This window comes from Pseudomonas sp. P1_C12, from assembly GCF_056406435.1.
This window is the reverse complement of sequence record NZ_JBFUAE010000024.1, coordinates 46,969-71,826: the sequence shown is the minus strand read 5'-3', so window position 1 is coordinate 71,826 and position 24,858 is coordinate 46,969. Positions and strand designations below refer to the sequence as shown.

The window sequence follows — 24,858 nt, the reverse complement described above, 5'->3', positions numbered from 1 at the left end:
CAGCATGGCGGCATAGAACCACGACACGCCAGAGAACGCCCCCGAGAACAGCGCCAGCATGCGCAGGCTGAAGGAGAGTTTCAGTAACGAACCGGCTTTTTTCAGCGCCGGCAATACAGCGCGATGCAACACGAAGCCGTTAACGGTCAACAGCACAACGATGCCGATTTTGGCTTGCAATTTTGGATTGAGGAAATACTCCATCCCCTTGCCGGCATAATCGATCCCGACAATGGCAATGCCCGTAATCCAGAGCGCGACAAGTGCAAGCGATACGGTTTTTTGAAGACTGTCCATGTGCGCGTCATCATGGTGACCTGATGCATCGCCCTTCAGGAGTTGCTTGACCATTGCAATGTCACTGGTCAAAACCAGCCCGATTGCCACGCAGCAGGCGATAAGATGAAAATATACAACGCCCAAGCGCAAATATTCCCCGACTGGAGAAGAAAGAATACTAAGTTCCATGACTACCTCTTTGTTCAAACAGTGAATCAACCTGACTTTCAGGACGGCTTGATTAGAGTTTGCCGTTGCTCACTGAAGTTATGATCCAGCCGTTTCAATTGAATTATCTTGCGGCATTACGCTGTCAAGATAAAAGCGAGTTTGGCGAATGAACTTTTAGTCATTCGATTATTTCCATTTTCAGGTAATAAAAAACCTCATTCGCACTTGGCTGATATGAGGTTTAACTTCCGCTTCTGGGGTCAGGTGAGGACCAGAGCCCGTGCCACCTGTTGCGTATTCTGAACGAAAAAACCGTATTCGTTCATTTTTTGATCAGTTTTGCTGACCAACGGCAGTGCCCATGACTGGTTGCACATTGCCATCTTTTATCGCGCAGCCTGCACCATTACTGGGTTTTCGGCGAGTCGGAAGGTAGGCGAGAGCCCCGCTATTTTTTTCGTCTTTTTTTCCAGATTCCATGGGGGAAATCGGGCAGTTTGAGCGAAACAGCCATAAAAAAGCCCTTGGTCGGGCTAACAAACCAGGTCAAAGCACTGCCATTTTTCCCTCGAAAAAAGCAAATTTGCGGCATTGCCACAGAGGGATTTTGGGGACGGCCGCAGGATTCGGCGAGAATCGTACGCCAAGCCGACTTGGCTAAGTGCGTTTGCTGTTCGAGTCCATCACCGAGAAAGCTGATGATTTTAGATTGTGACCGGCAGCAATCTACCCAAAGCCGACTGTGATGACAGGCGGCTTTGGGATTGAAACGGTCATGTAAGCGGTTTTTTGCGTTTGCTGACGACATGACCAGCCGTTAGATTGACGACGCTAGCCTTTGCCTCCGCTGACACCGCCACTGCTGCCTTTGCCACTGCTGCTGCCTTTGCCACTGCCACTGCTGCTGCCGCTGCTGCCTTTGCCGCTGCTGCTACTGCCGCTGCTATTGTCCGGGTTATCGTTGACCCCGGCCTGTGGCCCGACGCCATCTCCCGTACGGAATGTCGGTAACGCAACCGAGTTCACGAATTTCACGCCGTCCCAGCTGGGCAAGGGTGTGGGCATCAATTGGAACTGGCCCGGATGCTCGGAGTCCCAGCGCAGCAGCATCGACGTGTCCTCATGCTGTGTGTTGTGGCAGTGTTCCATGTAGGTGCCGGCAAACTCACGGATGTGTATGGCCATCTCGACAGTGTCGAGGCTCTCGGGATGGCGGCCTATATCGTAGAGATCCTTGCGCGCGCCTTTTTCCCATTCTGGTGGTGGTTTGCCACCTCGAGTGAGAATGATCCCTTCCTCGAAGTGCACATGCACCGGGTGACTCCAGCCATTGCCGCCGTTCTGGATCTTCCAGACTTCCAGCGTGCCCTCACCCTTGAACCCGGCCGGTGTCGGGCCAGTGGCCAGTTGTGGCGCGGCTGAAATCCGCCGCGGGTCCATGTTGAAGCCTTCGCCGCCATCGGTCTTGATCGTCCAGGGCTTGAAATCCGTGCCGTTGGAGCGGCCAAAGATAAAGGTGCGGTGCCGCGCCTGGGCAAGCCGGGCGATATCGGCAGGGTCATCACGGTGCAAGGGCAAGGGGATCATGAACCTGCCCTCGGGCTTGCCAGGCTTGGCGGGCTCGAAGTCGACCGGATTCATACTGACATCCTGGCCGGTGTAAGGCTGGACGTTGAGTTGCAGGAACAGGCCCACGCCCGGGTCACCGTTGACCCACTGTGGCCCGTTGCTGGTTTGCCTGACAACGGGCAGGTACTTCCCGGAGAGTACATCCGCCAATGGAATGTCACGTTTTGGACGCTTGCCGTTTTCATGCTCCTCGATGTTGACGAAGAAAAGCTTGTCGCCGGGGTTGATGCCGTTCTTCGCGAAGTCGACGACGATGTCATAGCGCTCGCCAATGCCCTGTATCGGCAGAATGCCATTGTGGTTCTGAGTGTCGCCGTCGCCATCGAGGTCCAGGCTGCCATCGAACGGCACCGCGTGCTCCATGATATTGCCGTCGTTGGCAATCAAGTGGAACGGCACTCGGTTATAGGAAACAGCGGAGCTTTTCGGGCCAGGAAACTCGCCACCATTACCATTGACCTGACGCACCACCGCCAGCTTGAAGTAGCGAGAAACCGATCCGTTGAGAATGCGGAAACGGTAGCGGCGGGCACGTACGTCCAGGAAGGGCTTGTACTCCCAGTTGGTCAGTACCTGGTCACCGAGAAAACCGTCGGTGTTGAAGGGGTTGAACCACAACTGGCCGGTCTGGTCCCAGGCCTTGTCGGCGATCGTCAGGTTGACGTCATAGTCGCGGTTACCCCACCCCAGCCCCGAACCGCTGGCCAAGCGCAGGTTGACCCCGTCGTCGACCGCCTCGTTGCCACGGTCCACGGCGCTGTAGTAGTTCATCATCGTCGCATTGCCCTTGTAGACATTCTGCGCGGTGAAATCGAGCATGTGGTCGTGGAACCAGTGGGTGCTCATGGTTTCGCGCCAGTCGCCACGGATCTTGATGGTGCCGTTGTTGCAGGTCTTGAAGCCGGGGCTGGCGTCGTTGACGAACAGGATTTCACCAGGGTCGCAGGGGAATGCCGCACGCGGATCCTCAGCGCTGGTATTGATGGTGTCGTAACCGGCCAACTGGATCGGCCAGCGATAGTCGTAGTACTGGCCCGGGAAGAAGAACGCGTTGGTAAAGCCGTCGCTTTCGGCGGGCGAGTGGCCGTTATGTTCATGGGTGGTGAGGGTGTGCAGGCCAAAGCCCCGGTTGGCCGATGGGTCAATGGGCAAGGCATCGTAATGCCGCATCAGCATCGCTTGGCCATAGCGTACTAGAAGCAGTTTGGGCGGAAAGGTGCCGTCGAATGTCCACACCGCATTATGGTCCTGGACAGGGAAGTTGGGGTGAAACTGCACTTGAATGCCCTTGGTGGTGCCCTCGTTGGCCGGGTCGCCGCTGGTGTTGTGATAGAGCCCGCCGGGCGCAAATTCCCCCACGGCGTAGTTATGCCGTTGCATACGATCACGCAAGCCGCTGTTGACGTGCGCGCCGGCTTGCACCGTCTTGAAGGCGTCGCGCGGGAAAAACTCATTGAAACGCTGGTGCGACCAGCCTTTTCCCGGTGGCCGGCCTTCTGCGGGCGAATCGACCCGGCGATTGAGGAAAAGCTCGATCTGCGCCTTCCAGGGGTTGCGGTCCAGGACATTGGAGAACTCTGTCGGGAAGGGCGTCAATGCCGGCTGCCTGAGAAAGGCCTCCAGCGCATCCGGCGACGGGCCGCTACGCGCCACCTTCAATGGATCTTGCGCCGGTGCGGGGCCCAGCGTCGGAACCGGAAACGGAACGGGGGATGGCGGGTCGGTCGCATCCAGTTTGTTCGAGCCGAATTCCTCGAAAAGTTCAAGCTTCTGGGTGAACGGTTGAGCCCCGAACACCGGGCTGGGATTACCGTTAGTGGGGATATTGAAGCTGGTTTGCAGATCGGGTGGCAGCACATTGTCGATCAAGGGGGTCTGGCGGTTACCGACGACTCCATTGGGTAAGTCGAAGGCGCCGACGTTTGCGGGAGGCAGCTTGAGCAAGTCCCGCAATGCGGCATCGGGGTCGGCGGGCGGATTGGTGAACGCCGATGGGTCGGTAGGAGGCGGTGGATCGGTGTTGTCGAGGGGGACTGCCCGGGCCTGGGACAAGCCCAGCCCCAACATGATCACGGCAGCAGAGATGCTCAGCGCCAGCCTGGTTTTGGCCAATGCACCAGGTTTCAACCTTCCGGCTTCCAGTTTCATCGCAAACACCTCTGACGGTTCCTCGGAGCGCGTGGCAGTACATGGGCAACGAGCCACTGCTCCTGGCTCGGCGGGCGAAAAGTTTGATTTCGAGCCGGGATGGGAACGATGCAACTTTCCCGCCAAAAATGACAGGAAGTGACTAATAGCTCTACGCCACGCCCCCCTTGTCCGCTGGCTTTAAGCCAGCGTATGAGCAGCCCGGATGAAAGCCCCGCTGACGGGGAATATCCCCCAGTAACGGGTGCGATTGTGCGCAGTGTTTGGGTCAAGAGAAATGGCCACTTTCTGATCCGGCTATCGGTCCGGCAGAGGTGCCAGCAATCTGGTTGGCCCGCCCGATGGGCCCGGGCCATAGCATTTCAATGCCATCCGGGTCAGTCGAGTGGCAGCGATATCGTTAATCTCGTTCCTTTGTCCGGTGCGCTGTCGATCGTGAATTCTCCGCCGAGCATGCTGATGCGTTCCTTCATTCCCACCAATCCGAACGAGTTCAATTTTTTGCGGTCCGTCATGCCGACGCCATTGTCCTTGATCTGCAGGTAAAGCCGGCGACCGTCCTTGTAGAGTTCGATATGCACCTGTGTCGCTTGCGCGTGCCGGGCAATATTCGACAGCGATTCCTGCACGATGCGGAACAGCGTCGTGGCGGATTTTTCATTCAGATCGCAACGCAAATTTTCGTCTTTCGCCGACATCGTGCAATCGATCGCGCTGCGCTGCCGGAACTCTTCAAGTTGCCACTCGATCGCTGCCTGCAATCCCAGATCGAGTACGGGCGGCCGAAGATCATTGATGATGCTGCGGACACTGCGGATGGCTGTATCGAGGTGATTCAGAGCATCGCTGGCCTTTTCGTTGAGCTTGGGGTGCAGGGTACTGGTGCGCGCCTGCAACATGGAGACGTCGATTCGCAACGCCAGCAGACTCTGTCCCAGCTCGTCATGGATGTCGCGTGCGATCCGCTTTCGCTCTTCTTCCTTGATGTGCTCCTGATAGGAGGCCAGTTCACGCAGCTGCAGCTTCGATTGCAGCAATTCTTCGGCCTGCATCGTCAGTTTGCGTTGCAGGTAGAAGAGGTCGACAAACACCCGGATCTTGGCGCGAAGAACTTCGGCCACAATCGGCGAGAAGATGTAATCCACTGCGCCGGACGTATAACCGCGGAAACGCTCGGAGTCCGTATCGGCCTCAGCTGTGACGAAGATGATGGGCGTGTGGGCCGACTTCGGGCGGCCGTGAATGAGTGCAGCGGTTTCAAAGCCGTCCATCACTGGCATTTTCACGTCAAGCAGAATGACGGCGAAGTCGCGCTGCAATAGCAGGCGCAGCGCCTCGCGCCCGGAAGTCGCCGTGGCAATATCGAGGCCCATGTCGGCAATCACTGCGGCGAGCGCCGTAAGCTTGGCGCGATTGTCATCCACCAGTAACACGGATGCGGGCACGCCATCAGGCGGGAGCGGGTGCCGCACCTGGGCTCTCTCATTGAATACCGGGGGTTCCTGCTGCATATTTATGTCACTTCGGTTTGCGCTGGCGCGCAATGAGCGCGGTACAGCGTCATCGATAGAGCCATTTGCGCATCAGTGACAGCAGCTGGTCGGTATCCACTGGCTTGCTGACATAGTCCGATGCTCCTGCCTCGAGGCACTTTTCACGGTCACCCATCATCGCCTTGGCGGTCAGCGCAATCATGGGCAGGGTTTCAAATCTCTTGAATGTACGGATCTGGCGCATGGTTTCAAAGCCATCCATCCCGGGCATCATGATGTCCATCAGCACGATGTCGGTATCGGGCTGCTGCTGCAGCAGTTCTATGGCGGTTCGGCCGTTTTCGGCCGTAGCCACCAGCATTTTGTTGCACTCGAGCACGCTGGTCAGGGCAAAAATATTGCGCACGTCATCGTCGACCACCAGGGCCTTTTTACCCTCGAGACTGTCCGAACCCTCATAGAGTTTTTCCAGCATCCTGCGCTGGGTCGGCGACAGCCTGGCTACGACGCGGTGTAGAAACAGCGCGGTTTCGTCGAGTATGCGCTCGGGGGACTGAACTGCCTTGATGACGCCCTTGCCGAGCAGTGTCCTGAAACGCTCGTGTTCCGGCTTGGTCAGTGTCTCTGCACCATAGACGACGATCGGCAATTCACGCATGGCGTGGTCTTCCTGCAACGCCTCGAGAAAGCTGATGCCGGATGCGTCGGGCAGTTTGAGATTGATTGCCATGCAGTCATAGCGTTTCGTTGCCAGTTTCTTCAAGGCTTCAGCGCCACTGGCGGTCGTTTCGATCTTCACGTCGGTGTTGCCGAGTAGATCGAGGATGCGGGCGCGGTTCTCTTCGTCGCCGTCGATGAGCAGCAGGTTCCTGGTCTTGTGCCGAGCGAATGCCACGATGCCGACCAGCGCATTTTGAATCTCGTCGGCTGTAACCGGCTTGAGCAGATAGTCGAAAGCGCCATAGCGCAGCCCGCGTGTGTGGTCGTCAGCGATCGAGATGATCTGGACCGGGATGTGACGCGTGACGAAATTGCGCTTCAACTGCTCGAGCAGCGACCAACCATCGATGTCCGTCAGGCCCGGGTCTAGCGTGATCGCGGCGGGTTTGAAGCGCTCGACAAGCTCCAGTGCATCCGCGCCACGGGTCGTGACGATAGCCCTGAACCCCTTCTGGTGCGCGGCCTCGAGCAGAATGCTGGCGAATCGGGCGTCGCCCTCGAGCATCAGCAGCACCTGGTCCCCGGGTTGGACAGACTCGCGGTCGTCCGGTATCTGTGCAGACGGGCCTGACATGAGGTCGCGCCTGACTTGGCCAGGTACTGTCTCTGTCGCTGATTCGTCCAGCGTTTGACGCTGGGCATCCTGTGTACGCAAGGGTACGTACAGCGCGAAAGTACTGCCCTTGCCGATCTCACCGGGGATCAGCCGCAGCTCACCGCCCAGCCGGTGTGCGAGCTCGCGGCTGATCGACAGGCCGAGGCCGGTGCCGCCGTATTTTCGTGAGGTTCCGGTATCTGCTTGCTGGAATGCTTCGAAGATGAGCTTCTGCTTGCCGGCAGATACGCCAATGCCGGTGTCGGTGACCACGAAGGCGACCACCGCATCGGCGCTATTGAGTTCGCTGTGATCCACGCTCCACCCGGACACAGCGGATTCGATGCTGATCTTGACACTGCCTTGCTCAGTGAACTTGAAGGCGTTGGACAGCAGGTTCTTGACCACCTGCAGCAGGCGCTTTTCATCGGTCAAGATGAAGGGGGGCAGGGTAGGCGCCAGTTCAATCGTGAAGTCCAGGCCTCGGTTTTCGGCGACCGGCCGGAAGGTGCGTTCGATCTGGTCGTGCAGATCGGCGAACAGCGCTTCATTCAAATCCAGTGTGACCGTACCCGACTCGATCTTGGACAGATAGAGAATCTCGTCGATCAGCTCCAGCAGATCTTTGCCCGCGCTACGGATGGTCTTGGCATATTCGACCTGCCTGGGCGTGAGATTGTGTTCCGCGTTGTCGCTGAGTTGCCGGGCCAGGATCAGCAAGCTGTTCAATGGCGTTCTGAGCTCATGGGACATACTGGAGAGGAATTCGGACTTGTACTTCGAGGTCAGCATCAGCTGCTCCGCCTTCTCCTCCAGCGACAGCTTGGTGATTTCGACTTCGCGGTTCTTGCGCTCGACTTCGGCTTTCTGCTCCGCCAGCAGTCCAGCCTTGTCCCCCAGTTCCTCGTTGGTCTGTCTCAATTCCTCTTGTTGCCTTTGCAGCTCCTGCGCCAGCGATTGCGACTGCTTGAGCAGTTCTTCGGTACGCATATTGGCTTCGATCGTGTTGAGCACGATACCAATCGATTCAGCAAGCTGATCAAGGAAGGTTTGATGAATGATGCTGTAGCGCGTGAACGAAGCCATTTCGACGACGGCCTTGACCTTGTTCTCGAACAGGATCGGCAACACGATGATATTCAGCGGGGCGGCCGCACCCAGTCCCGATGAAATCGCGACGTAATTGGCGGGTACATCGGTCAGCAGGATGCGCCGCTTCTCGTAGGCGCATTGCCCGACCAGGCCCTCGCCGAGCCGCCACTCATCGTTCACATTGATGTTTCCCTTGTACGCATAAGCGGACAGCAGTTTGAGTTTCGCAGGATCGGGCGGGTTCTCGTTCATCATGTAGAACACACCGTGCTGGGCGTTGATCAGCGGAGCCAGTTCAGACAGCACCATCTTGGAGACTGCCGCCAGATCGCGCTGGCCCTGCAGCAGGCGGTTGAATTTCGCGAGATTGCTCTTGAGCCAATCCTGCTCCGCGTTTTGCCGCGTGGTTTCCCGCAGGTTGCGGATCATCTCGTTGACGTTGTCCTTCAACTCCGCCACTTCACCCTTTGCTTCCACCTCCACGTAACGGGTCAGATCGCCCTTGGTCACGGCAGTCGCCACGTCGGCAATTGCGCGCACCTGATTGGTCAGGTTGGCCGCCAGACCGTTCACATTGTCGGTCAGATCGCGCCAGGTGCCGGCAGCACCCGGCACGTTGGCCTGGCCGCCCAGCTTGCCCTCGACCCCCACTTCACGCGCCACCGAGGTCACCTGATCGGAGAACAGCGCCAGCGTATCGGTCATACCGTTGATGGTGTCGGCCAGTTCGGCGATCTCGCCCTTGGCTTGCAGTGTCAGTTTCTTCTTCATGTCGCCGTTGGCTACCGCGGTCACCACTTTGGCGATGCCTCGCACCTGGCTGGTCAGGTTGGCCGCCATGAAGTTCACGTTTTCGGTCAAATCCTTCCAGGTGCCGGACACGCCTTGCACCTGTGCCTGTCCCCCGAGCTTTCCTTCGGTGCCGACTTCGCGCGCCACCCGTGTCACTTCGGCGGCAAAGCTGTTGAGCTGGTCCACCATGGTGTTGATGGTGTTCTTCAGCTCCATGATTTCGCCCTTGGCTTCCACGGTAATCTTGCGCCCCAGGTCGCCTTTGGCCACCGCCGTCGTCACGTCGGCGATGTTGCGCACCTGATTGGTCAGGTTGGCCGCCATGCTGTTGACCGAGTCGGTCAAGTCTTTCCAGGTTCCACCGACGCCCGTCACCTTGGCCTGACCACCGAGCTTGCCGTCAGTCCCCACTTCGCGTGCCATGCGCGTCACTTCGTCGGCAAAGGTCGAGAGCTGGTCCACCATTGTGTTGATGGTTTCCTTGAGTTGGAGAATTTCACCTTGCGCTTCGGCTGTGATCTTGCGCGACAGGTCGCCGTTGGCTACCGCCGTCGTCACGTCGGCAATGTTGCGCACCTGGGTGGTCAGGTTGGCCGCCATGCCGTTGACCGAATTGGTCAAGTCCTTCCAGGTACCGGACACGCCGGTCACTTCGGCCTGTCCGCCCAGTTTGCCTTCGGTACCGACTTCCAGCGCGACGCGTGTCACCTCCGAGGCGAAGCTGGAGAGCTGGTCGACCATCGTGTTGATCGTGTTTTTCAGTTCGAGAATCTCGCCCTTGGCTTCAACGGTAATTTTCTTGCCGAGGTCGCCGCGCGCCACCGCCGTCGTCACCTGTGCGAGGTTGCGTACCTGGGTGGTCAGGTTGGCCGCCATGCCGTTGACCGATTCGGTCAGGTCGCGCCAGGTGCCTGATGCGCCGCGCACTTGCGCCTGACCGCCCAACTTGCCTTCGGTACCGACTTCCAGCGCCACGCGGGTCACCTCCGCAGCGAAGCTCGAGAGCTGGCCGACCATCGTGTTGATGGTGTTTTTCAGCTCGAGAATCTCACCCCTGACTTCGACGGTAATCGTCTTGCCCAGATCGCCTTTGGCCACCGCGGTCGTCACGTAAGCGATGTTGCGCATCTGGGTGGTCAGATTGGCGGCCATGTCGTTGACGGAGTCGGTCAGGTCTTTCCAGGTGCCGGACACCCCTTTGACATTGGCCTGCCCACCGAGAATCCCTTCAGTGCCGACTTCGCGCGCCACGCGGGTCACCTCGGAAGCGAAGGAGCCCAGCCGCGTCACCATGGTGTTCACGATCCTGGCGGATTTGAGGAACTGACCCCGCAGTTTCAGGCCGTCGAGTACCGGTGGTACCTGCTGGCTCAGATTACCCTCGGCAACCGAACCGATAACGCGAATCATCTCGCTCATCGGGCTGATGAGGTCGCTGGTCAGCGCATTGCTCGAGTTGACGATCTTTTGCCATGAACCTTTCATCATCGGCAATTGGATACGCTCATCGACCTTGCCCTGCTTGCCGATCAGTCGCGCCACGCGTTCGAATTCGGTGGCGGTGTCGGCCGCCATGTCGATGATCTCGTTGAGCGTGTCGGCGATCTTGCCCGGCATGCCGGTCCAGTCTTGCGGCATACGCGTGGTGAAGTCACCATTGCGCAACGCCTTCAGCGCTGCCAGCAACGTCTTCATGTCGAAAACTTCGATCGGTGTCGTCACTGTGGCCATGTCTATGTCCAGTCAAGATGGATGCCACGCGCAAGGCGTTACGCAGGAGCCGGCATTGCAGTATTGACCATGCTGAAACCGAGCGTTGGCTTACGAAATATTAGCAAGGTTGGCGCAATGCCCCGGATCCTGGGGAAATTGGCCGGGAACAGGCCGTTCCAAGCGACAGCACCGGCAGTCCGGAGTAGTGAGCACTAGCGGCTGAGGCAAAAAGTGCAAGTGTGCTCTGTGCCTGCTAACGTCAAACGCTGCAGCAGATTCCATGGCTTGCTGGCCACTGGTGAATGGAAAATACAGATGGTTGACCACAAAATCAGAGTCTTGCTGGTGGATGATCACAGCATCGTGCGTAGCGGCGTGCGACGCATGCTGGAGACTGCCGGCGAGATCGACGTAATGGGCGAAGCAGAGACGGCACAAGACGCAATGCGCCTGGTCCGGGAGCAGGATTTCGACGTGGCGCTGGTAGATATTCAGCTGCCCGATAAAACCGGCCTCCAACTCCTCAAGCTCATGCGTGCAGAGAAGCCCAAGCTCGCCGTTCTGATGTTGAGCATGCATTCGGTCGAGGCCTATGCGTTACGCGCAATCAAGCACGGCGCAGCGGGATACCTCACCAAAGATATTTCTGCAGCCACCCTGGTTACGGCAGTTCGCAAGGTGGCCTCAGGCGGCAAGCACGTCAGTCCTGAGCTGGCAGAAAAACTGGTCAACGCTATCGGTAGAGGCGACGGGGCACCCCACGAAGCGCTATCCGACCGGGAACTTGAAGTACTAAAGCTCCTCGCTTCAGGCGAGAGAATTGTCCGCATCGCTGAGATATTGCACTTGAGCCCGAGTACGGTCACGACGTACCGGGCACGCATCCTGGAAAAAACAGGGATGGACAGCAACGCGAAACTCGCCCGCTATGCACTCGAAAACGGCCTGTTGACTTAGAACGCCCCGTCACCCGATCCAGCCTGCTTGTAGTGGAATCACTACAAGCTCTTGGCCGATATCTCCACAAAGAAGTCCAGCTAACGTCGATAGTCGATTCCGTTCTACTTGAGCATAGTTACCCCTGCGCAAGATTTCGTCCGCTGAATGGAGTTGTCTTCGTCAGCGTCTTGTACAGCTATGTCAAAAAAGAGAGGTGAAATCATGCAGGTCACCAACACAGAACCATTGACTGCACTGATACCAACCAGAGATTCAAGCCCTCTGCGCCTGTTTGTCGTTGAGGATTCGAACGTCGTGCCAGCGCTGTGGCGCACGGTGTCGTCGCGGATCGCGGGCCTGTCGCTTGCCGGGGCGTTTCACCGCGCATCGACCGCCATCGCCGCCATCCGGCGTGAACCGCCCGATGTCGTCTTGCTGGACGTCAACCTCGGCGACGGTCATGGCATGGAAGTATTGCGTGTGGTCGCAGCCGAGTATCCGCTGACAAAAGTCATAGTGGTCAGCAATTGCGCTGATCCGACACATTGGAAGTACTTCACAAAAGCGGGAGCCTACGCCTTCTACGACAAGAACCATGAACTGGCCATCCTGCGCCGCATGTTGGAGCGTTTGGCCAAGTCTCTGTTACCAGAAGATTTTTCCTGCTGGCAATTATCACCAAATGGGAGCAGTACCCCATGGAACCAATCAGCAAAGAACACGACTTTCTAGCCGTGCTGCTCTTCGCGAGACATACAGAAAAGACTCCGGAATCGATATTCGTAAGTTGAGCAAGGAGTGCACGCTGCATTCATGTTGAGTCAATGTTCTAACTAGAGGAAATCATGATGATAGGCTATTGGTTGTGTGCGTTGCTGTGGGGTGTGGTGCTGCTGGAAGAGATCCAGTGCATGCCCCTTCAAGAATGGAAAGACGAGGGTCTGAAGAAGGTTCTGTTGCTGCGCCGGACCAGAACCCGGACCGGATACTTTCTTGCGTTGATCGCGGGCGCCTTGTGCCTGTATAGCGAAATCCTGGTGGCGCCGGTCAATCAGGGCATTTTCAATCCGGAGCTGATACTTGCCCTATTTGGTGTTATCTGGGGTGCTTATCTTTCAGTCGTCTGCATGAAGGGGAAGCGATAGATGCCTATCTCCATGACGACTGCGGGTAACTGATATTTCACTATCGTCGGCCGGCAGGGAAATCCCGCCGGTCAGGTGCTGAAACGGGCTCAGGCCCACCCGAAATCTCAAGCCCAGGTTTTTTTCGAACCGGGGCTTTGTGATTTATCGGTCATGCATGACCGGGCGTTGGATCACCGCGGACCTAGCGAATGCCGGTGCCCGCCATGGACTCTGGCACCCACTGCGCCGTCGATAGCGGCTCGATGTAGCGGATGCCGCCATGAGGGCCAACCACGCCATTGATGTTATAGGTGCCTTTCGACAGGTCGTACGTCATGAAAGGGGTGGCGTCCGGGACCTGTTGGTCATAGCTCTGGCTGAAGAAAGCGAAGGAGCCACGGTATAGCTGGCCACTGGTGTCGTACTGATCCGAGGCCACAGCGGCCCAGGTGTCCTCATCCAGGTAAAAGCGGCGCTTCTGGTAGATGTGGTTTGCACCGGGCTTGAGGTTGCCCTCCACGACGTAGACCCGGTGTTTTTCCCAGCGTACGAAGTCCGGCGCAATGAAGTTTGGCGTGGTCAGCGATTTGGCATCGCGAGCGTAGGTCAGTTTGTAGGTGTTGTAGGGCACGATCATTTCCTGCTTGCCGACCAGCGTCCAGTCATACAGCTCCAGTGCTCGGGCGGTACCGGGGTTGGGTGTGTCGTAGGCCAGGATCGAAATCTGTTTGACGCGGCGCTGGGCAGGCATGTATTGCCAGGCCCGGCCAGGAAACTGCGTCGGGTTGGTGGCGTTCTTGAGCATGATCGACTCGCCGGCCCGGCGCGCGGGTCCGGTATAGGACAGTTTCAACTGATAGTAAATGTCGGAACTGTTGAAGGGCTTGGACATGTTCTCGTAAATCGGGAAGGAGACGAATGCCTCGCCGGTGACCGCCAGGCTCGGTACGCCCGCCGTGTCGACGCTCCAGGAGTCGTACTTGGAATGGATGTTCACACCCTGGTAGCGCAGCAGGAAGTTCCACATCGCTTCAGCGCCTGATTGCGGGATCGGGAACGGCACGCCGGGCATCACATTGTCGATGGCGATCCCGCCGTTGAGGGACCTGGCGGCAGTGGCATTCCGGCGGCTATTGTCCAGTACCGCCTGTGGAAGCGATGCAGTGCGGTGGGTCGGATACACATCGATGCGAAAGCCGGGGTAACGCCTGGCCAACGCTACGGTGGTGGCGGTCAGCATGCCTTTGTACGAATCGACGTTCTTGCCGTTGATCACCAGCAGTGGTTTTTCGTGCGCAAAGGGGTCCGGGCGCATGCTGTCGCCAGTCTTGAAGCTTGCGGGGGCAGTGGTCAGGCCACCGTTGTAGGGTGGAATGGAGCCATCGGCATTACCGGCCTTTTCGGCACCCACCCACGTCAGGCTGGTGCCCAGCCGGGCGGCTTCCTGGCTCGATACATAGGCCTGGGCATCGATGGCCAGCGCCATGAGGGGTACGGCAGCCAGAAGACTTTTCACGAATTTCATATTGTTATTCTCCTGCCTGGCGTACCAGGCAACTCGTGACTCAGGCGCAGCGGTCACATCCGTCGGCTCGATCGCCAGAGGCTTTTTCAGAACCTCCATTAAAAGGCCCGCGATCCGGAAGCGCTTTTCATTTGACGACAGTCCCTTGGCTATTCATGACAGACCCGGACTGTCTGCGCGGGCAGGGTGGCTGTGGTTGCCTCAGGCAGACTGCACACCTGCATCACGAGCCAGTTCCCTTGCGCGCAACCAATCTGATGCGTTCGAGGGCGCGGTAGCCGGCAGTGACCGTCACTTGTTTGTATTTCCCTGAGGAATCATTGAGTTACTGAATGGTCATAGTTGTAACCATTCCATACCTCTGACGCTTAGGACGTTCATATGAATCGCGCAGCAATCTTGATCGTGGCCATTTCCAGCGCCGTCTTGTTGGGAGGCTGCGGCCCGCACTGGGATGACGGAGAAAGGTACGGTCGCTATCACGATCATGATCATCGACGTGGCTACGACCAAGGGGATGACGATGATCAAGGTTATGACCGTCAATATCATCGTCGTGACTACGACCGCGATCACCGTCGCTACCGCGATCGCGATGACAACGACGACTGATACGTTCAACGTCGTTGAAAAGTGGGGGGCTGGTTGAGCCGCATCCAGACCCACTACCTGTTTGAATGCCCTTGTCACTGAGTAGATCGAAGCGCCGCAAGCGACCCAAGGGCGCCGCTCAGAAGCGTCCCTGTGCTCTGGGCCGTTTACTTATCTGTAGGGTCTGTCGCCGATAATGGCCGCGCGCTCCATCTTGCGATGGCAAGGCGGATAGTCCATCACTGCATAGTGCTGGGTGCAGCGGTTATCCCATATCGCCACGCTGTTTTTCTTCCAGCGCCAACGGACCTGGTACTCGGGGTTGTAGGCCTGGCTGATCAGGTACTTCAGCAGGTCGACGCCTTTTTGGTTGTAGTCCTGGCCAACACGGACACGTCCCTGGCTGTGGTAGTTCACAAAATGCGTAGCGTAGGCATTGACGAATAGCACCTTCTCGCCAGTTTCGGGATGGGTACGCACGACCGGATGCTCGGCATCCGGGTATTGCGCCTTCATCGCCAGGCGTTTTTCCTTCGGCATGGCGGCGGCGAAGGATGAATTGAAGCTGTGGTTGGCAATCAGGCTGTCGATTTCCTGCTTCACGTCTGTTGGCAGGCTGTCATAAGCCAGCACCATGTTGGCCCACATGGTGTCGCCACCGGTAGGTGGGCATTCGATGCAACGCAGGACCGCGCCCATCGGAGGCGATTCACGCCAGGTGGCATCGCAGTGCCAGGCATTCTCGTAGCGATCCGCCGGATTCTCTGGAGTCTTGTAGATTTGTACGAGACCGGGGGCTTCCGGGTGGCTGGGCAGCATCGGATGGGTTTCAAGCTGGCCGAGACGCATGGCAAATGCTTCGTGGTCCTTGCGTGAGAGCTTGTCCAGATCCTGGTCGCGCAGGAATAGCACCTTGTATTTCAATAGCGCTGCATAAACTTCGTTGAACAAACCGTCATCGCGCACTGCGTCGCCAAGATTCACATTGTGCAGTTCCGCGCCGATGGCACAGGTCAGTTGTTCGACTCGCATGGCGTCTCCATTTCGATGGTTCTTGGCCGGACCGTGGGCGGGGCAGGTGACATCGTGCCTTGATGTACGGCGGCGCTTGTTATTGTTGATCCAAACTGTTCGGGTGCGCAGGGGGGATTCGTGTATCCGCAGGTCTTTCTAGCCCTATAAGCAGAGCGGGGGCCGCAGTCGATATTAATTGGACCGAGAGCGATAACCTGTGCATTGCAGGACAATTTGTTGGCGTGTTGGGACGCTGCAAGTGAGTTGCGGTGCAATGGGTAACGTCAGATACGTCGAAGATGTGCCAGGTTCAGGCAAGGTGCCCGGCCAGCAGGCTAGTGAGTCGGCCACCCGAACCTCTCGTTCTATTTATTCAGGCGATAGGGGCTCGGGTGTCGCCTTGCTCTCTCTGTAGGAGGCGGCCCAAGCCGAAGGTGTCTTGCCAAACTGGCTGCGGAACCAGCGGGAAAAGTCGCCGGCAGAGGAAAAGCCTAGCAGTTCGGCGACCTCATACAATCGGCGTTTGCTGTTGGCCAGATACTCCTCGGCGAGTTCAGCGCGTACGGCATTGATGATCGTTGTGACACTCTCACCCTCAGTTGCCAGGTGGCGGTTAAGGGTGCGTCGATGCATGCCAAGATGCTGGGCAACCGCATCGACAGAACACAGTCCGCTTGGCAGCAGCATCTTGACGATCTGACGTACCCGCTGCGTCGGCTCGTCGCGCAGGTTAGCCAACTGCATGTCCAGCGATCGCTTCACTTCGCGATGCAGCGCCGGGTCCGCCTCAGGTATGGCCATATCCAAATCGCGCCAGCGGCAAACGATGGCATTGAATTCCTGAGAGAACTCGATCGCGGTTCCCAACACACGGTGGTGTACTTCAAGGCTGGAGGGGGGCTCGTGAGTAAAACTGACCCTTACAGGCCGGAAGGTATAGCCGCTCAGAATGCACAACGTGCGCAGGATAATTCCGGTTGCTTGTTCAATCGCCTGGCGCCAGACGCCATGATGGCCCTGCATGTTCACACCCACATGCAGCAGGGTCAGATCGCCCACATCCTCAAGCCACAATTGCACACCGGCGTTATGCAGTCGCGTATAGCGAAAGCAAGATTGCAAGGCGGCGCGCAGTGTTGGCTCTTCGCGGATAAGCAGCGCCAGCATGCCAAAGTTGGAAAGGTGTCTCTTTTCGGCGAGCAGCAGACCGAAAGCCTCCTGACCGGACAATCGGGCTGACTCTTCCAGCAGCCACCCGACCGAGTCGCTACTGATCATGATATTCGGATCGTCGAGGGCACTGGCCGGCAGCTTGGCCATCCGCAGCATACGAAAAGGATCGAGCCCCACTGAACGGGCAACCTGTTCATAGTTGGTAAGGCTGGCACTGCGTGTCAGGGTATACATGCTTTCCCTCCTGTCCCAATTTCGCAAGATTGTGTCCCGCGAAGCTTAGTGCAGGATGCGTCGTCAGAGCTACCTTCAGGCTTCTGAAAATAGAGAGCGGAAGGTAATGGATACGCGCTCGAACCTACTGCGGTTCAACAGCACGGCCCTCAGTCATGGGGATGCTCACGCGTGTGGGCATTGAAGTCACTTTCGTAAGCCGTAGCGGCTACACGCTTGATAACAACAATAAAACAAAGACATTGAGGAGGCTGCATGGCCTTTCACCCAATCGCCGCCGACGATGACGACGCAGTTTGCGTCGGCGTTGCGCGTAAATATGCCTGGATTGTCTTCGCGCTGACGTTCGGCCTGTTGATTTCCGATTACATGTCGCGTCAGGTACTGAACGCGGTGTTCCCGCTGCTCAAGAGTGAATGGTCGCTGAGCGACGGCCAGCTCGGTCTGCTCAGTGGCATCGTCGCCCTGATGGTCGGCCTGCTGACGTTTCCGCTGTCGTTGATGGCTGACCGCTTCGGCCGGGTCAAGAGCCTGGCATCGATGGCGCTGCTGTGGAGCGTGGCCACCCTGGGCTGCGCCCTGGCGCAGGACTACCAGCAGATGTTTATCGCCCGGTTCATGGTCGGCGTCGGCGAAGCCGCCTACGGCAGCGTGGGCATTGCGGTGGTGATTTCGGTGTTTCCTAAACACATGCGCGCCACCCTCGCCAGTGCTTTCATGGCCGGCGGCTTGTTCGGCGCTGTGCTGGGCATGGCCCTGGGCGGCGCGATTGCCGCCAAGCTGGGCTGGCGCTGGTCGTTCGCCGGCATGGCATTGTTTGGTCTGGTGCTTGCCGTGTTCTATCCGCTCATCGTCAAGGAAGCACGGATTGCACCACAACGTGCCGAGCAGATTGCGAACAAGACGGCTGCCGCGGTCAAGCGCCCGCTGCGCACGCTGTGGTCCAGCCGCTCGGTGGTGGCTACCTATGTCGGTAGTGGTTTGCAGCTGTTTGTCGGCGGTACGGTCATGGTGTGGATTCCCAGCTACCTCAACCGCTACTACGACATGCCGACGGACAAGGCCGGCGGTATGGCGGCGCTCATCGTGTTGTGCAGCGGTGTGGGGATGATTCTGTGCGGCATGCTCAGTGATCGGCTGTGTCGGCATTCGCCGGAGCGCAAGGTCAGCCTGGCCATCGCGTTTTGCCTGGGCAGTTGCCTGTTGCTGTCGGCAGCGTTCTCGTTACAGGCAGGTCCTGTGCAACTGCTGCTGATCTGCCTGGGCATGCTGATTGCCACGGGTACCACCGGCCCTAGCGGAGCGATGGTGGCCAACCTGACCCATTACTCGGTGCACGGCACGGCGTTCGCCACGCTGACCCTGGCCAACAACATGCTGGGCCTGGCACCGGGACCGTTCCTTACCGGTCGGGTGTCCGACCTGATCGGCCTGCATGCGGCGTTTCAATTGGTACCCCTGGTCAGCCTCGCGGCGGCGGCGGTGTTCTTTTATGCCAAGTGTCATTACCAAAAAGATATTGCCCGGCTACAGGGTGAGAACGTCACCAGCCCCATTGGTGGCGCCGCGTTAGAGGTGAAGTTGTGAGTCGTCGTTTACGTCGCTCCTGCAGCATCGACTCAGCAGCCGTGGCCGATTGCCTCACCGGCGAGTGAAAGTGATCGCGAGCGGCAACCGGCATGCCCCGACGCACTCCAGTGCCTGCCGGCAAAAAACCGCAGGCCGGGGCCCTATACAGAGCGGCTATCTGCTCACTCCCAGCCAACTCAACGTCAATAACTACCCGGTCGAGATCATCGACGGCCAGGCGTTCATTGCCACCCTTTCTGAGGAATCCGCGCCATGAGTGCCATTGCTCTCACCCGTATCCAGACCCGCACGCGCGAATTGGCTCCGGGCTTTATTGTCAGCCTGATCGTGGCCGCCGCCGCGTCGTTTTTGTCCGAGCACTACGGCGCACCGGTCATGTTGTTCGCCTTGTTGCTGGGCATGGCCTTGAATTTTCTGGCCGACGACGGCCCCTGCAAAGTCGGCGTCGAGTTCACCGCCCGCACGGTACTGCGCATCGGCGTCGCCCTGCTGGGCATGCGCATTACCCTGGAACAAATGGCGGCGCTGGGCTGGAAGCCGATGGCACTGGTGGTGATCCTGGTGGTGGTGACCATCGTTGTCTCGGTGATCGCCGCGAAGTTTCTGGGTTTCTCACGGCTGTTCGGCATGCTCACCGGCGGTGCCACGGCGATCTGCGGCGCTTCGGCGGCACTGGCGCTGGCGGCGGCGTTGCCGAACCATCCGCAGAAAGAACGCGCGACCTTGTTCACGGTGATCGGCGTGTCAGCGTTGTCGACCCTGGCAATGATCGTCTATCCAATGATTGCCAACTGGTTATCGCTTTCACCGCAAGTGGCCGGGGTATTCCTCGGGGCCACCATCCATGACGTCGCCCAAGTGGTCGGTGCCGGCTACGGCATGTCGACCGAGACCGGCGACACGGCCACGGTGGTCAAGCTGATGCGCGTCGCCATGCTGCTGCCGGTGATCGTCACCGCCGCGATGATCACCCGCATGCAAGGCGCCGACCCGACCGGCAAGCGCCCGCCGCTGTTGCCGTGGTTCGCCGTCGGCTTTCTGATTCTGGCCTGCATCAACAGCACCGGCTGGATAGCGCCTGCGGTGCAAGGATCGGTCAACGAACTGTCGCGCTGGTGCCTGGTGATTTCCATCAGTGCCCTGGGCATGAAAACCCGGCTCAAGGAACTGGCGGCGGTCGGGATCAAGCCGATTCTGCTGATGGTGGGGGAGACGGTGTTCCTGGTTGTGCTGGTGCTGTTGTTGCTGCGCTGGGGGCTCTAGTCTTCAGCCAGACACAAAACCTGTGGGAGCGAGTTTGCTCCGGGCGGCGTTCCGACGATAGCGGTTTCACATTCAACACTCATGGCGGCTGACACACCGCCATCGCGAGCAAGCTCGCTCCTACAGGGATTGTGTTCCAACCTCGCGCTTTTGCGGCGTCTGTACCAGCAGTCGCCGTTTTTTTTGGTTCATCACCAATGATCGGGAAATGCGCGCTGGCTTTCATGAAAAACAATTCGCAGTATTCATACCACGCAAAAAAAACGCCGATTTGTCAGATGTGTTTGTTCGCACGAACATCATCAGGCAAATCGGCGTTGGTGTTTCTGTGTTTCCCGGGATTGGGTAAAGAACCTTTTGTTGCCCTGGGCTCAGAAAGGTTTGGGGGCGGCGGCACTCACTGCGCAAAGACCAGACTGTTTCTGCGCGCTACGCCACGCCGCCGGTGGCATGCCGAACTGGTTGATGAACCAGCGGGTAAAGGAGCTGGCCATGGAGAAACCGAACATGTCGGCGATGCGGCTCAACGAGTGGTTCGGGTTTTCCAGATAACGCAGCGCCAGGTCACGGCGCACGTCGTTGATCAGGTCGTTGAAGGCACAGCCGTCGTCCTGCAGACGACGCTGAAAGGTGCGCACGTTCATGCCCTGTGACAGGGCGATTTGCTCGATGGTGGCGCGCCCCATGGGCAACAACAGGTAGATGGCCTTGCGCGCCTCGAACAGCATCGAAGTGCTTTCATCACGCTGTAGAGAGTCGATGTAGTCTTGGGCATAACGGGCCATGGCCGGGTCGGCATTGGGATTGATCATATCGAGACTGGCGTCGGAGCAAACGATGCCGTTGAACTCGCTGCCGAACTCCAGATTGCAGCCGAACAGGCGCCGATGCAGGTTCAGACTGTCGGGTGGCTGGTGCATGAAGTTGACGCTGTAGGGGCGCCACTGGGAGCCGAGCAGTGTCGAGCACAGGCGAAACAGCACGCCAATGACCAACTCCGTGGCCTGGCGAATGGGCAGCAGGGATTCGGTAACCATCTCTGCACGAATGATCACCGTCCTGCCGGCCTCTTCAACGAAAATTCCCAGGGAATCGTTCATCAGATGACGGTAGCGCTCCATCACCTGCAAGGCTTCGCGCAGGGTGCGCTGTTGGCTGAGCAACAGGCTGACCACGCCGAGGTCCGAAAGCTGGCGCGACTCGGCCATGCTCAAGCCGAAGGTCTGGCAACCGCTGGCGGCGGCCGAATCTTCCAGCAGGCGCACGGCGGCGTCGATCGGAATGCGGTATTCGGGGGCTTGCAGCTGAGCCTTGATCAGGCCGGCAACTGCCAGGACGTCGCGCGGGTTGAATCCCAGGTCCTGGGTGACTTCCAGGTATTTGGTCAAGACGGCGGCGCGAACAAGCTTGGGCATGAGTAGGATCTCCCTCGGCCGATGGCGGCGTTTTTTTTTTCATCGAAGATGTATTGAGCGAGAAGACGGCGCGTGTGGAAGTACTGATAACGCTAGCGATCTTCAACCTGGTCTGGCGCATTGCAGAGCAGCAAGCGCGGTCCCATCTTAGGGAGCACCAGCGCGGCGGCATGGGCATGGCGGGATAATTTCTTAGCATATTGGGACACTGCCGGCGGGCCATGGCTGGCGGCGGCAGAAACAGTACTACTGGCTTTTGATCTGTCCCAATTTCACAAGATTGTGTCCTGTGAAGCTTAGTGCGGGGCACCCTGTCAGAGCTACCTTCAGGCCCACAACTGATAAGATGGAGGTAGATAATGGATACGCGCACTTCAATGCGTATCGGTCAGCCGCTCGCTGCAATGGCGCAGGTGGATGCCGACGATCCTGATGTATTCAACCATTGCTTTGCCGAACTCAACGGCATCCGCATGCATTACATCGACGAGGGAGAGGGCCCGCTCGTCATCCTTCTGCACGGTTTCCCTTACCTTTGGTACATGTGGCGCCGCCAGATCGTGGCGTTGGCCGAGGCCGGCTATCGAGTCGTCGTCCCGGATCAAAGGGGCTTCGGGCAATCGGACCGACCCGATGCCATCGAAGCCTATGACATGAGCCAGGCCGTCGGCGACATGGTGGGTTTGATGGCGGCCCTGGGCGAAACGTCCGCGGTAATCATTGGACATGACCTGGGCGCCTGGGTGGCCCAGGCGGCGGCCATGCTGCGACCGGATTTGTTCCACGGCCTGGTGATGCTCAATACACCGGTACCGCCGCGCGGCAAGGTCAAACCAACCGTGGGTCTGCAGGCCATGGCGAAAGGAAGGGTCTACCACCACCTGTATTTCCAGCAGCTCGACAAGCCGGATCGCGAGTTGGCCAGTGATCCGCGCAAGACCTTGAGCAGCGTTTATTACTCGATCTCCGGCAGCGCCGTCGGTGCCGAACGCTGGCGTCTGTTCGTCGAAGCCGGTGAACCCATTCTCAATGCCTTCACCGAGCCCAAGGGGGAGTTTCCGTCCTGGTTGAGCCCGCAGTCGCTTGATTACTACATCGCCGAGTACACGCGCACGGGGTTTACCGGTGCCCTGAATTACTACCGCTGTCGTGACCGGAACTGGGAGATCACCGCGTTTCTCGACGGCGCGAAGGTAAGCCAGCCGAGCCTATTCATCGGTGGTGCTGCCGACCCCTCCCTGGAACCGGTCGAAATCCGTGGTCTCTACGACCAGATGGACGCCTATCTACCCGCACTGCGTAAAAAGGTCCTGCTACCCGGTGTGGGTCATAGCGCCGCAGAAGAAAGCCCCGCTCAGGTCAACGAATTGCTTCTGGAGTTTCTCGAGCAGTTGGTGTCCAGCGACAGGGCGTGTGAGCAAGAGGCACGCTTAGCCCCTTGATACCGTCGGTGCACGGTACCGGCGTCTGCCGCAACGTCAGCCCTGCCATTGCACATGGACAGGGCTGAATTGTTTCCCCACTACGCTAAGCCGACAGCCTTGACCAGCAGATGATCGCCGAACTGCTCGCGCAGACGGTTCTTCAGGACCTTGCCCGTAGCGCCCAGTGGAATCGTGTCGACGAAGACCACATCATCCGGCGTCCACCACTTCGCGATCTTGCCTTCATAAAAGGCCAGCAGTTCTTCCCGTGTCAGGGCTGCCTGCGCTTTCCTGACGACGATCAGCAACGGGCGTTCATCCCACTTCGCGTGTTTCGCGGCGATGCATGCAGCCTGGGAGACTGACGGATGGGTCATCGCAATGTTTTCCAGGTCGATGGAACCGATCCATTCCCCACCCGACTTGATCACATCCTTGCTGCGGTCGGTGATCTGCATGAAACCATCGACATCGATGGTTGCCACATCGCCAGTCGGGAACCAGGTCTGGCCTGCGTGCTCGAGCAGCGGCGAACAGTCACCTTCGTTTCTGAAATAGTCGCGTACCACCCAGGGGCCACGCACCATCAGGTCACCCGATGTCGCACCGTCCCAAGGCAATTCCAGTCCATCCGCGCCAACGATCTTCATGTCGACGCCAAACACTGTCCGGCCTTGTTTGGATTGCACGGCATTACGCTCTGCCGGGGACATATCAAGGTGCCTGGCCTTCAGGGTGCCAATGGTTCCGATCGGGCTCAGTTCAGTCATCCCCCAGACGTGCAATACCGCTACGCCGTAGATTTCCTGAAACTTGTGCAGCATCGCCGTGGGACAGGCTGCGCCCCCAATGATGGTGCGCTTCATGCTGGAGAAATGCTGGCCTGTTTCTTCCAGATGCCCCAGAAGGCCTTGCCAGACCGTAGGTACGCCGGCGGAAAGAGTCACCTGCTCGGCTTCGAGCAAATCGAACAGCGATTTGCCGTCCAGCGCAGGCCCGGGAAGCACCAGCTTGGCCCCGACCATGCACGCGATGTACGGAAGTCCCCAGGCATTGACATGAAACATTGGCACAACCGGCAGGATCACGTCGCGCGCCGAACAGTTCAGGGCATCAGGCAGCGCGGCGGCATAGGTGTGCAGCAGCGATGAGCGATGACTGTACAAGACTCCTTTCGGGTTTCCCGTCGTGCCGGAGGTGTAGCAGAGCGTACTGGCTGCATCCTCGTCGAGAATCGGCCAGACGTAGTCGGCAGATCCCTGTTGAAGCAGATCTTCATAACAAAGCAAATTGTCGATGCCGGCGTCTTTCGGCATGTGGGTGTGATCGGTCATGGCGATAAACGCCTTGACCGTATTGCAGCGGCCAGCGATGACCTTGATCAACGGCAGGAACGTCAGGTCGAAAAAAATGTACTGGTCTTCGGCGTGATTGACGATGTAGGCGACCTGGTCTTCATGCAGACGAGGGTTGATGGTATGCACAATGGCACCCATACCGGACACGCCATAGTACAACTCCAGGTGACGATAGCCATTCCAGGCCAGCGTACCGATCCGGTCGGCGGGCTGGACACCCAGGCTGGTCAGCGCGCTGGCCATCTGGCGCGCGCGACGGTGGCAGTCCCGGAAGGTGTAGCGATGGATATCGCCCTCCACCCTGCGGGACACGATCTGCGTATCGCCATGATGGCGGTCGGCATGCTCAATGAGCGAGGAAATCAACAGCTGCTTTTGCATCATCAAACCATGCATGGCATCGCTCCGTTCATAAGTCCGTGATCGGGGAGTGGACAGGCGGTCAGGGCCTTCTGTCAGATTCCACGTCAAGACCGCGAACCGGGACAGCCTGTTTTCCTCCCCTGGATTTTTGCGATCAGGTTACTTTCCCGGCTCCCCCTTGAATCGAAGGATGCCGGGAGTTCTCCTGGA

Annotated in this window: 17 protein-coding genes and 1 pseudogene; 8 read left to right on the top strand and 10 right to left on the bottom strand. The window is 58.5% G+C overall.

Going from position 1 to position 24,858, the window contains the following annotated elements; all coding sequences use genetic code 11:
- The 5 genes from AC1D19_RS27890 to AC1D19_RS27870 form a co-directional block, all read right to left on the bottom strand.
- A partial coding sequence (locus AC1D19_RS27890) for a hypothetical protein (RefSeq protein WP_477765271.1) occupies positions 1–468 on the bottom strand: 468 nt, incomplete at its 3' end.
- A gap of 430 nt (positions 469–898) precedes the next feature.
- Complete coding sequence (locus AC1D19_RS27885; protein WP_477765270.1) at positions 899–1,258, bottom strand: hypothetical protein; 360 nt, start codon at positions 1,256–1,258, stop codon at positions 899–901.
- Between the two features lie 23 nt (positions 1,259–1,281).
- Complete coding sequence (locus AC1D19_RS27880) at positions 1,282–4,227, bottom strand: multicopper oxidase domain-containing protein (RefSeq protein ID WP_477765269.1); 2,946 nt, start codon at positions 4,225–4,227, stop codon at positions 1,282–1,284.
- A gap of 377 nt (positions 4,228–4,604) precedes the next feature.
- Positions 4,605–5,738, bottom strand: coding sequence for an ATP-binding response regulator (locus tag AC1D19_RS27875; protein WP_477765268.1), 1,134 nt, complete (start codon positions 5,736–5,738; stop codon positions 4,605–4,607).
- A 49-nt stretch (positions 5,739–5,787) separates the two neighbouring features.
- The gene (locus AC1D19_RS27870) at positions 5,788–10,650 is read right to left on the bottom strand and encodes a response regulator (RefSeq protein ID WP_477765267.1); all 4,863 of its coding nucleotides are present in this window, start codon (positions 10,648–10,650) and stop codon (positions 5,788–5,790) included.
- 297 nt (positions 10,651–10,947) lie between these two features.
- Between AC1D19_RS27870 and AC1D19_RS27865 the strand changes: the two genes are divergently transcribed.
- From AC1D19_RS27865 to AC1D19_RS27855, 3 genes are all read left to right on the top strand, one after another.
- Positions 10,948–11,589 (top strand): response regulator, encoded by a 642-nt coding sequence (locus AC1D19_RS27865; RefSeq protein WP_477765266.1) that lies wholly within the window; start codon positions 10,948–10,950, stop codon positions 11,587–11,589.
- Between the two features lie 204 nt (positions 11,590–11,793).
- Complete coding sequence (locus AC1D19_RS27860) at positions 11,794–12,303, top strand: response regulator (protein WP_477754745.1); 510 nt, start codon at positions 11,794–11,796, stop codon at positions 12,301–12,303.
- Positions 12,304–12,416: 113 nt separating this feature from the next.
- The gene (locus tag AC1D19_RS27855) at positions 12,417–12,716 is read left to right on the top strand and encodes a hypothetical protein (RefSeq protein WP_477754744.1); all 300 of its coding nucleotides are present in this window, start codon (positions 12,417–12,419) and stop codon (positions 12,714–12,716) included.
- Positions 12,717–12,900: 184 nt separating this feature from the next.
- On the opposite strand, the gene AC1D19_RS27850 is transcribed toward AC1D19_RS27855, so the two are convergent.
- Positions 12,901–14,223, bottom strand: a complete 1,323-nt coding sequence (locus AC1D19_RS27850; protein ID WP_477765265.1) for a DUF1329 domain-containing protein — start codon at positions 14,221–14,223, stop codon at positions 12,901–12,903.
- Positions 14,224–14,604: 381 nt separating this feature from the next.
- Between AC1D19_RS27850 and AC1D19_RS27845 the strand changes: the two genes are divergently transcribed.
- Positions 14,605–14,835 carry a hypothetical protein gene (locus tag AC1D19_RS27845; RefSeq protein WP_477765264.1) on the top strand — a complete coding sequence of 77 codons (231 nt, stop codon included), beginning with the start codon at positions 14,605–14,607 and terminating at the stop codon, positions 14,833–14,835.
- A gap of 150 nt (positions 14,836–14,985) precedes the next feature.
- Here the strand turns inward: AC1D19_RS27845 and AC1D19_RS27840 are convergent, their stop codons facing one another.
- Complete coding sequence (locus tag AC1D19_RS27840; protein ID WP_477765263.1) at positions 14,986–15,846, bottom strand: TauD/TfdA dioxygenase family protein; 861 nt, start codon at positions 15,844–15,846, stop codon at positions 14,986–14,988.
- A gap of 351 nt (positions 15,847–16,197) precedes the next feature.
- The gene (locus AC1D19_RS27835; protein ID WP_477765262.1) at positions 16,198–17,235 is read right to left on the bottom strand and encodes an AraC family transcriptional regulator; all 1,038 of its coding nucleotides are present in this window, start codon (positions 17,233–17,235) and stop codon (positions 16,198–16,200) included.
- Between the two features lie 255 nt (positions 17,236–17,490).
- Between AC1D19_RS27835 and AC1D19_RS27830 the strand changes: the two genes are divergently transcribed.
- The 3 genes and pseudogenes from AC1D19_RS27830 to AC1D19_RS27820 all read left to right on the top strand — a co-directional run bounded on the left by AC1D19_RS27830 (position 17,491) and on the right by AC1D19_RS27820 (position 20,088).
- On the top strand, positions 17,491–18,822 hold the full coding sequence (locus tag AC1D19_RS27830) for an MFS transporter (RefSeq protein WP_477765261.1): 1,332 nt from the start codon (positions 17,491–17,493) through the stop codon (positions 18,820–18,822).
- Between the two features lie 136 nt (positions 18,823–18,958).
- Positions 18,959–19,081 (top strand): annotated as a pseudogene (locus tag AC1D19_RS27825) ((2Fe-2S)-binding protein); the annotation flags it as partial.
- Positions 19,078–20,088, top strand: a complete 1,011-nt coding sequence (locus tag AC1D19_RS27820; RefSeq protein ID WP_477765260.1) for a YeiH family protein — start codon at positions 19,078–19,080, stop codon at positions 20,086–20,088. The pseudogene AC1D19_RS27825 and the gene AC1D19_RS27820, both read left to right, overlap by 4 nt.
- Before the next feature lie 371 nt (positions 20,089–20,459).
- On the opposite strand, the gene AC1D19_RS27815 is transcribed toward AC1D19_RS27820, so the two are convergent.
- Positions 20,460–21,503: an AraC family transcriptional regulator gene (locus tag AC1D19_RS27815; RefSeq protein ID WP_477765259.1), complete on the bottom strand. Its 1,044-nt coding sequence runs from the start codon at positions 21,501–21,503 to the stop codon at positions 20,460–20,462.
- Between the two features lie 359 nt (positions 21,504–21,862).
- Here AC1D19_RS27815 and AC1D19_RS27810 point away from each other — a divergent pair, with 359 nt between their 5' ends.
- Positions 21,863–22,945: an alpha/beta hydrolase gene (locus AC1D19_RS27810; RefSeq protein ID WP_477765258.1), complete on the top strand. Its 1,083-nt coding sequence runs from the start codon at positions 21,863–21,865 to the stop codon at positions 22,943–22,945.
- 80 nt (positions 22,946–23,025) lie between these two features.
- Here AC1D19_RS27810 and AC1D19_RS27805 read toward each other — a convergent pair whose 3' ends face one another.
- Positions 23,026–24,756 carry a 3-(methylthio)propionyl-CoA ligase gene (locus tag AC1D19_RS27805; protein ID WP_477765257.1) on the bottom strand — a complete coding sequence of 577 codons (1,731 nt, stop codon included), beginning with the start codon at positions 24,754–24,756 and terminating at the stop codon, positions 23,026–23,028.
- Positions 24,757–24,858 lie beyond the last annotated feature (102 nt).

Excerpts from the sequence above, each read along its gene's own strand:
- AC1D19_RS27835 (WP_477765262.1), bottom strand. The coding sequence starts at position 17,235 with ATGTATACCCTGACACGCAGTGCCAGCCTTACCAACTATGAACAGGTT.
- AC1D19_RS27815 (WP_477765259.1), bottom strand. The coding sequence starts at position 21,503 with ATGCCCAAGCTTGTTCGCGCCGCCGTCTTGACCAAATACCTGGAAGTC.
- AC1D19_RS27830 (WP_477765261.1), top strand. The coding sequence starts at position 17,491 with ATGGCCTTTCACCCAATCGCCGCCGACGATGACGACGCAGTTTGCGTC.
- AC1D19_RS27875 (WP_477765268.1), bottom strand. The coding sequence starts at position 5,738 with ATGCAGCAGGAACCCCCGGTATTCAATGAGAGAGCCCAGGTGCGGCAC.
- AC1D19_RS27810 (WP_477765258.1), top strand. The coding sequence starts at position 21,863 with ATGGATACGCGCACTTCAATGCGTATCGGTCAGCCGCTCGCTGCAATG.
- AC1D19_RS27885 (WP_477765270.1), bottom strand. The coding sequence starts at position 1,258 with ATGTCGTCAGCAAACGCAAAAAACCGCTTACATGACCGTTTCAATCCC.
- AC1D19_RS27880 (WP_477765269.1), bottom strand. The coding sequence starts at position 4,227 with ATGAAACTGGAAGCCGGAAGGTTGAAACCTGGTGCATTGGCCAAAACC.
- AC1D19_RS27865 (WP_477765266.1), top strand. The coding sequence starts at position 10,948 with ATGGTTGACCACAAAATCAGAGTCTTGCTGGTGGATGATCACAGCATC.
- AC1D19_RS27850 (WP_477765265.1), bottom strand. The coding sequence starts at position 14,223 with ATGAAATTCGTGAAAAGTCTTCTGGCTGCCGTACCCCTCATGGCGCTG.
- AC1D19_RS27845 (WP_477765264.1), top strand. The coding sequence starts at position 14,605 with ATGAATCGCGCAGCAATCTTGATCGTGGCCATTTCCAGCGCCGTCTTG.
- AC1D19_RS27855 (WP_477754744.1), top strand. The coding sequence starts at position 12,417 with ATGATGATAGGCTATTGGTTGTGTGCGTTGCTGTGGGGTGTGGTGCTG.
- AC1D19_RS27840 (WP_477765263.1), bottom strand. The coding sequence starts at position 15,846 with ATGCGAGTCGAACAACTGACCTGTGCCATCGGCGCGGAACTGCACAAT.
- AC1D19_RS27820 (WP_477765260.1), top strand. The coding sequence starts at position 19,078 with ATGAGTGCCATTGCTCTCACCCGTATCCAGACCCGCACGCGCGAATTG.
- AC1D19_RS27870 (WP_477765267.1), bottom strand. The coding sequence starts at position 10,650 with ATGGCCACAGTGACGACACCGATCGAAGTTTTCGACATGAAGACGTTG.
- AC1D19_RS27860 (WP_477754745.1), top strand. The coding sequence starts at position 11,794 with ATGCAGGTCACCAACACAGAACCATTGACTGCACTGATACCAACCAGA.